Below are 11,622 nucleotides of genomic sequence, written 5' to 3' on the forward strand. Positions count from 1 at the left end.
GGGCTGGCGAAATTTAATTTCGGCTTAATTGTATAACTAAGCGTATAATTCTGGCAGGTTGCTGGCTTACCGGGCAACTATCATGGACGAGCAGACCCTCACTTAAGAAAAAAACATGAATAACACTATTTTTATAAAACTTGTAAAAGTGATGTCCACACTATAATTTTAAAATATGCAAGCACTGTGCTTGTCCTGCGGGGGATACATCCTTAACGGCAAAGCGTGGGCGAAGTTATTCAAAAAGGATTTACTATGATAAATAAAATGCCTGATGAAAAATACCTTTCCGAAAGGAATGTATCATTTATTAAACGAGTTTATTTATTACGCCAGGCGGGAGTCATTCTGTGCTTTATCCCTGTATATTCAGTTTTGGATGAGCAGCTGTCAAGTAAATATACAATTGCATTGCTGATTTTAAACGCTTTAATTTGGCCGTCAGTTGCTTATCTGGCCAGTGCCTGTGGTCGCGATATGCTAAATGCCGAAAAAAGGAACATGATACTTGATTCATTCTGGGCCGGTATTTGGATAGCTGTCATACAGGTTAGCCCGCTGCCGTCTATATTCATAGTTTCAATACAGATAGCCGATCGCTACGCAGCTGGTGGTTGGCGAGTTTTAAAACCCGCATTGCTATGTATGGCTTTAACTTTTTTATTCGTATGGGCATTGAATAACTTCAATTATGTCACCGGGTTTAGTGAGAAAACGGTGTGGCTTTCTTTGCCCCTTGCAACGTGTTATCCCATTTTGTTGAGTATTGTTTCGAGACGTCTGTCTCTAAAATTGAGAAAACGGAGAGAGTTGCTTGAAAAACAAGCTCTTATGGACCCTGGATTAGACCTCCCAAACCGACGTTTTTTCGAGCAAAAGATGGAAAGTGCATATCGGGCAACCCGCAATAAACGTACTTTGGCCTATCTTATGCTAATTGATATCGATGATTTTAAATACATCAATGATACTTACGGTCATGAGGTTGGCGATGCGGTATTGTCGCGGATATCTACGATATTAAAAGAGTGCGTCGGCGAGCAAGATATTCCTGCAAGGTTCGGTGGGGATGAACTGGCCGTTATTGTTAATAATAGTAATGACCAGCTGGTGGTTGAGATGGTCCGGACAATTCAGCACAAGTTAAAAAATCTTTCATTACCTTCCTGTGACGGCATTTGTTGCACCGTCAGTATCGGTATCGCCGGGGCTAAAAATAAAGAATCGATGACAAGTTGGATAGGCGTTGCAGATAAAATGCTTTATAACGTGAAGAGAAATGGGAAAAATGGATACTGTATGGAGAACAATAATAATGTCTGGCGAGCAGCGTCGGCATAATCTTTTGAATGATTAATATAAATTAAAAGGTCAGAGAGCGTAAGGAACATAAAGCCAAACTTTCTTCACTAAAACACTTCCAACGCAAAGGGCATTCAGTTTACATAATTAAGATGATTTAATTTAACCTGTTGATTTTGAATCTAAAACAAACCCAGTCAATGTTCGCACTCCCTGGTTCCTCAATCAATCGATTCGTCTAATCGATCGATATAGATCTTGTGATAGGTTTTGCCTATCAAATGATCTTTATCGATCATTTTAAACTATTTCTTTTTGGTTTTTATTTATGTGATGATTAGGATTAATCCTACTCACGGTGTTTTGTTAATGATAAAGAATAGTGAGGAAATTGATTATTACAGTTTTGTTTTAGAGCCATCATTCAAGAGTGATGGTTCTGTACATTCATGGGAAATATTGACCAGAAATGTATGTAAAAAGAATTCTAATAATGAGTTTTCCAATGAAAAACTATTGCCTTTCTACTTGTTAAATGAGCAGGAGAGGATAGATGTTTTCAATAAACAGTTATTGATAATCCCTACGCTGGATCCTTCGAGGACAGAAGGTAAGCCAATTTCAATAAATGTTGATAGCTTGATTAGTGATTACATACTGCGTGACAGATATCTGTGTGATTACATTAAGCAACATAGCAATATTACTGTTGAGATTAATGAGGGATTTCATGAATTCAAAAAATGTAGCAGTATGGTAGAGTTAAATTCGCTTTCAAAATTGTGTCCGGTGTGGTTGGATGATTTTGGTCGCGGATTTACAAGTGTTAAATTACTTGAATCATTCAGGTTTGGGTGTATCAAGATCGATAAGGATTATTTTTGGGAAATTGAGAATGATTTTTATTTCTCTGAAAAACTAAAAAAAATAAAAAGCTATAGCGACTTCGTCATAGTGGAAGGAGTTGAAAAAATAGAGCAAAAAAAGAAGGTTTTCTCTGTTGATGAGATCGCATGTCAAGGGCGACTATGGGAAAGTCATTACTACTATATTAAATGTTAATATAAATCATGCACAACGATAAGAAATGTCCATTTTGTGGCGCTGGTTTAATCAATGAAAATCACTGCCACAGTTGTAACGCTTTATTGTCAGCCTCGCACAGCGGGGCTTTTTTCGCTTAATTTCAGAGGGTACTGGCATAAAAAAGAATATCGCCAGTCATGCCGCCAGTACGCCTTGGCTCTTAGCCTGCTAACCATGCGCTGAGTGATGCTGAGGTGCAACTGACGTATGGCGGGTATCTGCAGGGATACTTCGCCCGAAGAGGGCTGCCAGCTGCTCTGACCTCTGAAATAAACCTCGTAGAACTGAGATTTTTCTTAGATGATGCGTAGTGCGCGAAGACGCACACAGCAATAATATCAATCAGTATTTTCCCCCGGTGTGCCTCCGGGGGAGTTTTTTGGTTTTAATCAGTCTCTATTGTTCCGTATGCAGGCGTGGCGCCAAATGCCGCTAGTATTTACAGCTAAACGGTGAAACAGGTTCATAACCAACGGTAAACGCTACGGCAGCACCGCGGTATCCCTCAAAGAGTAATAGCCGGTGTGCTTACATATTTATCCTGATAATTAGCTCTCTTCAGGGTTTCTTTTCCAGCGCTTCGTTTCTGGCGTGATACCAGGCTTCAAAGGCAACAGACATCATCGGCCTGGCATAAAAATACCCCTGAACCTCATCGCAGCCCAGGCCTCTTAAAATCTCAACTGTTTTGGCATCCTCGACGCCTTCGGCCAGCACGACATAATCAAGTTGCTTGAGGAGCCTGACAACGTTGCGCACAATAATGCGGCTGGCTTTGTCGCGGTCAATCTTACTCACAATGGAGCGGTCGAGCTTGATGATGTCCATTGGAATTTGCCGCAGGTAATTAATGTTGCTGTATCCGGATCCAAAATCGTCCAGAGATATTTTAAATCCGCGTAATTTGAGCATGTCCAGTCCGTTAAGAGCGGCCGGACTTTCAAGCATCTTCTCCGTCTCCAGACACTCCACTCCCAGCAGGGATGGATCAAGACGCGCATCCCGCAATTTCTGCTCAAGTTCCTCGGCGAAATCTGGTCGAGAAAAATCGCTGGCGGCCAGATTAATTGACACCGGCAGAGAAAGCCCCCGGTCCCGCCAGGCACTCAGCTGTGCGATGGTGTGATCGATTACCCAGGCTGTGAGCTCACGCATCAGGCTGGTCTTTTCGACCAGAGGAATAAATTTCCCCGGCAGCACTTCGCCGTTTTTAGGATGCTGCCATCTTAGCAGCGCTTCAGCCCCCGTCACGCGTCCCGTCGCCAGTGAGATTTTCGGCTGATAGACCAGATATAACCCTTGGTTTTCCTGCAGCGTTTGTCTGAGTTCGGTCAGAAGGCTGAAATCACTCTTCTTACGAGTATCCAGGGCGCCATCATAGGTACTAAAACGATGCCCCTGACTTATCGCCTCATGCAACGCGCTGACCGCACGACGCAGAATTTCATTCGGCGTCAGGGTGTTATCACAAAGTCCGGAGTCACCCATGTGGATATCCAAATCCAGGGGGACTTCCGGGTTGATCCTGGCCTGGGTTCCCTGAAGAGTTAGGGCGATATTATCCAATGACAGAGCCATTTGCGTATGGGTGAAAAAGGCAAATCGTCCGACCGCCACGGCGTAGAGTTTCCCCGCCAACGGCAGCCGGGTTTGCAGCTCTGCAGCCATGTCGCGAAGTAGATTTTCTACGGCAATCATCCCCAATGAGCGGGCCATCTCGTAGGCAAATGGCATATCAATGCAGTCAATGATGACGAGCCTGAAGCTGCCCACCGCTGAAACCTCGATGTCCTTCAGTAGTCGCTGGCGATTTGGTAAAAGCGTGACAACATCGATATAGCCGACTGCGTACCAGGAAGCTAAAAAATCCGATATCAGCCCGGCGAGCGTTTCAAAAATACCGATTTGCTCATCTGAAAGTACCCTGGGCCGAGTATCTAAGATACACAAGGTTCCCACGGGCACTCCATCCCGGGTTTTAAGCGGGCACCCCGCATAAAAGCGAATGAATGGGGCTTCTCTGACAGCCTCATAGCGACGAAAGGCCGGGTGCTGATGTGTATCATGGCAAATGAAAGTTTCGCTCTGTTTCAAGGTCTGTACGCAAAATGCCTCGCCCAGGCTGGTCTCCGTGACTGCGATATTCTGAGCAGATTTGATGTATTGCTTTTCATCATCGAGAACCGACACAAAGCCCATCGGCATTTTCAGCAACTGGCAGACCAGATGCGTGTATTTTCTTAACGCCTCGTCCCGGCCTTCGTCAGGATTTTTCAACAGGTCAATCGCCGCGCGTCTTTTATTTTCATCGCTGCTGAGATCAGTCAACATTCCAATGCTCCCCGGTGCAGTAGATTTTTGGGTCATCCCAACCCGCTGATGGTGTGTATCTCTATACTAACGACTGGCGTCAATACGCGCACCATCACCCGCCTTGTCCCCAGATTAAAATGTTTGCCATTGATTGTCTGCGAAAAATATCGCCCGCCAGAAGCGTCCGGAAGAATCTGCCGCACGGCGGTAGCCTGCTCCCGGCCAGAAAAATACGTTAAAGATGGCCTGTAGGACTCACAGCGAAGAGCGGACGTTAACTACACGCGGATATAATCAGTTTGTCGGAAGCTTCCTAAAGAGATTCTAATTACCGGAGCACTTAGACTTCAAGTGCGGCAAGGATTACGCTTTCCATTTTCTCTGGGGTGATGAACGGCGCAAAACGCTTGAGAGGCTTGCCGTCGCGTCCGATCAGGAACTTGGTGAAGTTCCACTTGATCCGTCCCCCCAGCACGCCGGGTAATTCAGCTTTTAGGTAACGAAACACCGGATGCGTAGCGGCGCCGTTGACCGCCACTTTCTCGAACATCGGAAAGCTCACACCGTAGTTAATGTGACAGACCTGCACGATTTCGTCGGCGCCGCCGGGTTCCTGATTACCAAACTGGTTGCAGGGGAAACCCAGCACCACCAGACCCTGGGCGGCGTACTTCTTGTAGAGCGCTTCAAGGCCCGCGTATTGGGGCGTGAAGCCACAATGGCTGGCGGTATTAACCACCAGAACCAGCTTGCCAGCGTAGTCGGCCATCGAGATGAGCTGACCACGCAGACTGGTAGCAGTAAGTTGATGAAAGGCGGTCATGTTGGGATCCTCATAGCAGAACATGTTCAACGTCGATATTGCCATGTAGCGCGGTATTTCATAAAGCGATGGATGGAACGTTATCCCAGGTTACAGCTCATCGCTCCCGCATAACCACAATGTTTAAGTATCAATCCCTGGAGCAGCCAGGCGTGGGCTCTGATTGCCGTTTCGCCGATAAGGGAGACGTTAAGGTGGGATCGGTTGTTCCGCCAGCGAACTCACTTCACTATGCTGCCATGCGACGACTTACAAGCGACAGATATAAAAAATCCACGCCAGGCGTGGATTTTATAGGAGTGTGAGAGAAGGGGGCTAGCGTTCACGCCTTGCCATCAACAGCGCCAGGTCGACGAGGCGCCTGGAGAATCCCCATTCATTGTCATACCACGCCAGAATTTTGACCATATTGCCGCCAATCACCAGCGTTGACAGACCGTCGATAATGGAAGAACGCGGATCCCCCTGGTAGTCGCTTGAGACGAGCGGTTCATCGCTATAGCCGAGGATGCCTTTTAGCGGTCCCGTCGCGGCGGCTTCGCGAAATGCATTATTGACCTCTTCTGTCGTCACATCCCGCTCAAGCGTTACGGTCAGGTCGACAATAGAGACCACCGGAACCGGTACGCGCAGCGAGTAACCGGTTAAACGGCCATCCAGCTCAGGGATGACTTTGCCAAGCGCCTTCGCGGCACCGCTGGAGTAAGGCACAATCGACAGCGCGGCGGCGCGGGCGCCACGAAGGTCTTTTTCCGGCTGCTCGTGCAGCGCCTGGCTGTTGGTGTAGGCGTGGGTGGTGTTCATCAGACCATGCTTAATACCGAAATGCTGGTGCAGAACCTGCGCGGCAGGTGCCAGACCGTTGGTTGTGCAGCTACCGTTGCTCACCACGTAGTGTTTATCCGGAGAGTAGAGGCCATCGTTAACGCCCATCACGATGGTTAAATCATCGTTTTTACCGGGGGCGGAGATAATCACTCGTTTTGCGCCACCGCTGTGGATATGTACCGCCGCCTTGTCCCGGTCGGTGAATAGGCCGGTTGCTTCAATGACGATATCGACTTCGCTCTGACGCCACGGGATGTTGGCCGGGTCGCGTTCGCTGAACACGGTAATGGATTTACCGTCAACCACAAGCTGCCCCTCACCAGCGGTGACGTCGGCGTCGAGTTTACCGAGCAGCGAGTCGTATTTCAGCAGATGCGCCAGGGTTTTACTGTCTGTCAGATCGTTGATTGCCACAATCTGAATATCCGGGTTACCCAGTGCAGCACGCAGTACGTTACGTCCGATACGGCCAAAACCGTTAATACCGACCTTTACCATGATCAACTCCTTATCTGTTGTCTCTGAAGCTAATGTAGGCCGGTCACCAGTTGGCGTAAATGACATAAAAGGATCACTTTACGCCATTTTACGACAGTGAAAGCGCTGGCGATATTCACCAGGCGTGATGTGAAGCTGTTTTTCAAACAGCCGTCGCAGGTTAATGCTGCTGCCAAATCCCGTTTGTTCGGCGATACGATCCAGCGTCTCGTTGGTCTGCTCCAGACGCTGTCGGGCAGCGGCCAGACGGGCTTCGGCGACGTAGCGCGCCGGCGAAACGCCGGTTTCCCGGGTAAACACGCGGGTGAAATTACGTGGGCTCATGGCGACTTTTTCCGCCAGTTTATCCACACTGAGGTCGGCGGTAAGGTTCTCGAGCAACCAGGCCTGCAGATCGCTAATGGGGCCCAGGGTGCTGGTCTGCTGCAGGTTGTAGCGGCTAAACTGCAGCTGGCCTCCGGGACGGCGCAGGAACATGACGAAGTCCTGGGCGATGTCGCGCGCCAGATTGAAGCCGTAGTCCTCTTCAACCAGCGCCAGCGTCAGGTCAAAGCCGGAACTAACCCCGCCTGAGGTCCAGATGCGTTCGTCCTGAACGTACAGCGGACCGCCTTCGACGCGCACCTGAGGAAATTCTGCCTGCATGGTTTCCAGCAGCTTCCAGTGGGTGGTGGCTCGTCTGCCGTCCAGCAGCCCGGTTTGCGCCAGCAGCATCGCACCGCCGCAAATGGATGCAATGCGGCGGGCATGGGGAGCGGCAAGGCGCAGCCAGTCAACCACCGCAATCCCTTCCTGCGGGTTTTGACCTCTGCCGGTAATAATGATGGTATCGAGAGGCTCGCGAGGGTCTATCTCATGCAGGCGATGATCTGCCAGTAGATTTAAGCCGGACTGACCATGAATCACCTGATGCGGCTGGGTTGTCGCTAACTGAACCTGGTAACAGATATCCAAAGCGCCTTCCGGGTGCAGGCGGTTGGCCTGCATCAGAATGTCGGCAATACCGGCGGATTCAAACAGCATGCCGCCATCGGGGACAATGATGAGTATTTTCTTCATGTCCTGAAAAGTAATCTTTTTACAGAGTAAGTCAACAGAAGATACGCAGACGGAAAAAGTCTTATCCCTGCCGTAGCGACAGTACCGCTTCTGGCTGATGGTTTGATGTGGAGTTGCCTGCAAATGTCCGTCATTTGTTTAGCGCGTCCGCCAGCGCTGCTCTGATGCGCAGGCTAAATAACGCAACGCTGAATTTTTCGTGATGAGTGTAACGCGATGATCGTGAAGCAAAAAGCAGAACGCCCCTTGATGCATAAGCAGCAAGGGGCGTTTAAGGGTGGGGATTATCGCCGTTCATCAGTCATCCCATTTGTGGCTTAGATACGCGGCAAGAAAACCAAAGAACAGGATTGTTCCCAGTACTGCCATAAATACATGCATATTTCCCAGCATGATTAACCTCCATAAAGTTTCGATTTGCGCTAAGTTGTCCTTATTGAACAGGGTGTACGGTTGTTGAGCATAGAGTAGCCGGCGAAACTTCAACCGGATGTTAACAAAAGGTATTATTTACGATCTAAATAAATAGCCCGCGCCAGCGGCGGGCGGGCGAAGAGGGGGATCAGAGGGCGCGTTCAGGTACGAAAAGATAGGCTTCCCGCGACCAGAAAAGGCCGGTACGGCGCCTTTCCACGGACATCGTTTTCACTTCCCAGCCCTGCATGGTGTACTCATTCAGGAAACGGCTCATTTTATCGGGGTCCGCTTTTGCCTCACCGAAAAACATACTTCCCAGTATCCCTTCCTTATAAAGAACCACGCGACACTCTTTTTTCATCGGGGCAAGCTCCTTGCGCTAGCTATATAAAGTGAAGCCATTGTGCTCTGTCGCTACGGTTTTACAACCGCGGGGGGAGAAAACTTCTTGCGGTACTGCAGCGGGCTGAGGGCAAACTGCTGGCGAAAATGATGGCGCAGGGCGCCGGCATTGGCGAAGCCGCAAAGCTCGGCGATCTTCTCCACGCTAAGACGGGTATCGACGAGATGCTGCGTGGCGCGCTGCAAACGTTCATCCAGCAGCCAGCGCGCGGGGGTTTTGCCGGTTGCCGCCTCAAAGCGGCGTAAAAAGGTGCGCGGGCTCATGCCGACGCGCTGCGCCAGCGAGGCGACGCTATGGCTGACCGCCAGCTGCTGATGCAGGAAGTCGAACAGCAGGCCCAGGCGCTGGCTTTCCCGCGCTTTCGCCACCGGGCGGACAACCTGCTGGGCCTGGGCGCCGTCGCGGTGCGGCGAGATAACCAGCCGGCGGGCAACCGTATTCGCCGCATCAATGCCGTAGTCTTCGCGCACCAGATGCAAACATAGATCGATGCCCGCGGCGCTGCCTGCCGATGTCATCACGTTCTCGTCGCCCACGTACAGCACATCGTCGATGACCTCCACCTGCGGGTAGCGCTGGCGCAGCTGGTCGGTATAGCGCCAGTGGGTTGTCGCCCGGCGGCCGTTAAGCAGGCCGGCGGCGGCGAGCACGAACACGCCGGAACAAATCGAGATGATGCGACAGCCGCGGGCGCGGGCGGCAACCAGCGCCGCGCAGAGCTCTGCGGGAACCGGGGCATCAATCCCGCGCCAGCCGGGTACCACAATGGTCTGCGCCGTGTTGAGTAAATCCATGCCGCCATCGGCCACCAGCCGTATACCGCCGGTCGCGCGAAGCTCGCCGCTGTCGACGGCCGCTACCGCAAACTGATACCAGCCGGCGCCCATTTCCGGGCGCGGCAGGCCGAAGATCTCTACCGCCACGCCAAATTCAAAGGTACAGAGGCCATCGTAGGCCAGCGCAACCACCCGATGGCGTGACAACGTCACGGTGGAGATTGGCATGATTTCAGCGTTTTCTGTCATGGTTGCCAGCGGATAACAAAGAGAAGGTGTCATTAAATTAGTGGTATCACAGACAAGGAGAATACGCCATGAGTGTTGTTACCGAATTTACCCCTGCCGTACCCGCTGAAGCCGCCGCCTGGTTCCGCAAAAAGCTGGGTCTTGAAACCGATTGTGCTGACGTCTACCGGGCGATGAGCGAAGGCGAAGCCGATTTTGTCCTGCTGCACGTCGTCGGCAGCGCGGAAGCTTTTGCCCGCCGCCATCTTCCCGGCGCGCTGCATATCCCGCATCGACAAATTGATGCCGCCAGAATGAGCGAATGGCCGGCGGAGACGCTGTTCGTGGTTTACTGCGCCGGCCCGCACTGTAACGGCGCGGACGTCGCGGCGCTGCGGCTGGCGCTGCTGGGGAGGCCGGTGAAGCTGATGATCGGCGGCCTGACCGGCTGGCAGGACGAAGGGCTGCCTTTCGCGGATTGAGGCGAGCGGCGGTCAGCCTGCGCAGATAAAGCTGACCGCTGGATGAAATTATTTCATCAGCCATGAAATTTTCTCGTTTGCCGATCGCCATATCGCGTGCCACTATTTGGACATATAGCCATCCAGAAGTCTATAAATTCAAATAATGAACTATCACGGTGGGCAACTAAACCGGCCCGCCGCTAAGGAGACACCATGCAACGTTCACAGGCCCCGTTCCGCGCTGATATCGTCGGCAGCTTCTTACGTCCGAATGCGATCAAGCTGGCGCGCCAGCAGTTTGCCGAAGGCGCCATTGATAGCGGGCAGCTGCGGCGGGTGGAAGATGAAGCGATTCGCCAGCTGGTACAGCAGCAGTGTGACTGCGGCCTGCACGTGGTGACCGACGGGGAGTTTCGTCGCGCGTGGTGGCACTTTGATTTCTTTGACGGCCTGCAGGGCGTCGAGCGCTACGATTCGGATCACGGCATCCAGTTCAACGGCGTGCAGACCAGGGCGCACGGTATCCGGGTGACCGGTAAGCTGGGGTTTGGCGAACATCCGATGCTGGAAGACTTTCGTTTTCTGCAAAGCATCAGCGGCGACGCGCAGCCAAAAATGACCATTCCCAGCCCGAGCGTGCTGCATTTCCGCGGCGGGCGTAAAGATATTGATTCCACCGTCTATCCGGACCTCGCCGACTATTTTGCGGACCTGGCGATCACCTGGCGCGATGCGATTCGCGCGTTTTATGACGCGGGCTGCCGCTATCTGCAGCTGGATGATACCGTCTGGGCCTACCTGTGCTCCGACGAACAGCGCCAGCAGGTACGCGACCGTGGGGAGGACCCGGACGAGCTGGCGCGGATCTATGCCAGGGTGCTGAATCAGGCCCTGGAAGGCAAGCCGGATGATTTAACCATCGGCCTGCACGTCTGCCGCGGCAACTTCCGCTCCACCTGGATCTCCGAAGGCGGCTACGAGCCGGTAGCGGAAGTGCTGTTTGGCAGCGTGAATGTCGACGCGTTCTTCCTTGAGTACGATAACGACCGCTCCGGCGACTTTGCGCCGCTGCGCTTTATCCGCCCGGGCCATCAGCAGGTAGTGCTGGGGCTGATTACCACCAAAAATGGCGAGCTGGAAAATCCCGAAGGGGTTAAGGCGCGGCTGGCGGAGGCGGCGCAGTACGTTTCTCTGCAGCAGATTTGCCTCAGCCCGCAGTGCGGCTTTGCCTCGACCGAGGAGGGAAATGCGCTGACCGAGTCGCAGCAGTGGGATAAAGTCCGCCTCGTCACCGGGGTGGCCGCTCAGGTCTGGTAATCTCTCTTCTTAGCGCAGCGTTGCACTATTTTGAGGCAACGCTGCGCCTCCAGTTTTACGCTCCCGCCGCGCGCCGCGCCTTCAGGTTGTTCAGCAACCTGGCATCTT

11 protein-coding genes are annotated in these 11,622 nt (G+C 51.9%); 4 read left to right on the top strand and 7 right to left on the bottom strand.

Going from position 1 to position 11,622, the window contains the following annotated elements; genetic code table 11:
* Positions 1–255 precede the first annotated feature (255 nt).
* Positions 256–1,341: a sensor domain-containing diguanylate cyclase gene (locus tag NWP14_RS04090; RefSeq protein ID WP_095103359.1), complete on the top strand. Its 1,086-nt coding sequence runs from the start codon at positions 256–258 to the stop codon at positions 1,339–1,341.
* Positions 1,342–1,671: 330 nt separating this feature from the next.
* Positions 1,672–2,364, top strand: a complete 693-nt coding sequence (locus NWP14_RS04095) for an EAL domain-containing protein (protein ID WP_375214812.1) — start codon at positions 1,672–1,674, stop codon at positions 2,362–2,364.
* A 582-nt stretch (positions 2,365–2,946) separates the two neighbouring features.
* Here NWP14_RS04095 and NWP14_RS04100 read toward each other — a convergent pair.
* The 7 genes from NWP14_RS04100 to ftrA form a co-directional block, all read right to left on the bottom strand.
* Positions 2,947–4,719 carry an EAL domain-containing protein gene (locus NWP14_RS04100; protein ID WP_375214813.1) on the bottom strand — a complete coding sequence of 591 codons (1,773 nt, stop codon included), beginning with the start codon at positions 4,717–4,719 and terminating at the stop codon, positions 2,947–2,949.
* Between the two features lie 322 nt (positions 4,720–5,041).
* Entirely contained in the window at positions 5,042–5,524 is a 483-nt protein-coding gene (locus NWP14_RS04105) for a glutathione peroxidase (RefSeq protein WP_375214814.1), read from the bottom strand.
* 315 nt (positions 5,525–5,839) lie between these two features.
* Entirely contained in the window at positions 5,840–6,850 is a 1,011-nt protein-coding gene (gene gap / locus NWP14_RS04110) for a type I glyceraldehyde-3-phosphate dehydrogenase (RefSeq protein ID WP_375214815.1), read from the bottom strand.
* 78 nt (positions 6,851–6,928) lie between these two features.
* Positions 6,929–7,909 carry a GlxA family transcriptional regulator gene (locus NWP14_RS04115; RefSeq protein ID WP_375214816.1) on the bottom strand — a complete coding sequence of 327 codons (981 nt, stop codon included), beginning with the start codon at positions 7,907–7,909 and terminating at the stop codon, positions 6,929–6,931.
* 297 nt (positions 7,910–8,206) lie between these two features.
* Positions 8,207–8,302 (bottom strand): protein MgtS, encoded by a 96-nt coding sequence (mgtS, locus tag NWP14_RS04120; RefSeq protein ID WP_004102377.1) that lies wholly within the window; start codon positions 8,300–8,302, stop codon positions 8,207–8,209.
* A gap of 169 nt (positions 8,303–8,471) precedes the next feature.
* A complete protein-coding gene (locus NWP14_RS04125; RefSeq protein WP_095103364.1) occupies positions 8,472–8,687 on the bottom strand; it encodes a DUF4177 domain-containing protein in 216 nt (71 codons plus the stop codon).
* 53 nt (positions 8,688–8,740) lie between these two features.
* Positions 8,741–9,754 carry a transcriptional regulator FtrA gene (gene ftrA / locus NWP14_RS04130; RefSeq protein WP_095103366.1) on the bottom strand — a complete coding sequence of 338 codons (1,014 nt, stop codon included), beginning with the start codon at positions 9,752–9,754 and terminating at the stop codon, positions 8,741–8,743.
* A gap of 68 nt (positions 9,755–9,822) precedes the next feature.
* Between ftrA and NWP14_RS04135 the strand changes: the two genes are divergently transcribed.
* Entirely contained in the window at positions 9,823–10,215 is a 393-nt protein-coding gene (locus tag NWP14_RS04135) for a rhodanese-like domain-containing protein (protein WP_375214817.1), read from the top strand.
* A gap of 195 nt (positions 10,216–10,410) precedes the next feature.
* Positions 10,411–11,514, top strand: a complete 1,104-nt coding sequence (locus NWP14_RS04140; RefSeq protein ID WP_375214818.1) for a cobalamin-independent methionine synthase II family protein — start codon at positions 10,411–10,413, stop codon at positions 11,512–11,514.
* The last annotated feature ends 108 nt before the right edge of the window (positions 11,515–11,622 follow it).

It is taken from the genome of Klebsiella sp. C349492, assembly GCF_042055345.1.
GTDB lineage: Bacteria > Pseudomonadota > Gammaproteobacteria > Enterobacterales > Enterobacteriaceae > Klebsiella > Klebsiella scottii.

Coding starts and splice junctions, on each gene's coding strand:
- NWP14_RS04090 (WP_095103359.1), top strand. CDS start 256: ATGATAAATAAAATGCCTGATGAAAAATACCTTTCCGAAAGGAATGTA.
- NWP14_RS04095 (WP_375214812.1), top strand. CDS start 1,672: ATGATAAAGAATAGTGAGGAAATTGATTATTACAGTTTTGTTTTAGAG.
- NWP14_RS04100 (WP_375214813.1), bottom strand. CDS start 4,719: ATGTTGACTGATCTCAGCAGCGATGAAAATAAAAGACGCGCGGCGATT.
- NWP14_RS04105 (WP_375214814.1), bottom strand. CDS start 5,524: ATGACCGCCTTTCATCAACTTACTGCTACCAGTCTGCGTGGTCAGCTC.
- gap (WP_375214815.1), bottom strand. CDS start 6,850: ATGGTAAAGGTCGGTATTAACGGTTTTGGCCGTATCGGACGTAACGTA.
- NWP14_RS04115 (WP_375214816.1), bottom strand. CDS start 7,909: ATGAAGAAAATACTCATCATTGTCCCCGATGGCGGCATGCTGTTTGAA.
- mgtS (WP_004102377.1), bottom strand. CDS start 8,302: ATGCTGGGAAATATGCATGTATTTATGGCAGTACTGGGAACAATCCTG.
- NWP14_RS04125 (WP_095103364.1), bottom strand. CDS start 8,687: ATGAAAAAAGAGTGTCGCGTGGTTCTTTATAAGGAAGGGATACTGGGA.
- ftrA (WP_095103366.1), bottom strand. CDS start 9,754: ATGACAGAAAACGCTGAAATCATGCCAATCTCCACCGTGACGTTGTCA.
- NWP14_RS04135 (WP_375214817.1), top strand. CDS start 9,823: ATGAGTGTTGTTACCGAATTTACCCCTGCCGTACCCGCTGAAGCCGCC.
- NWP14_RS04140 (WP_375214818.1), top strand. CDS start 10,411: ATGCAACGTTCACAGGCCCCGTTCCGCGCTGATATCGTCGGCAGCTTC.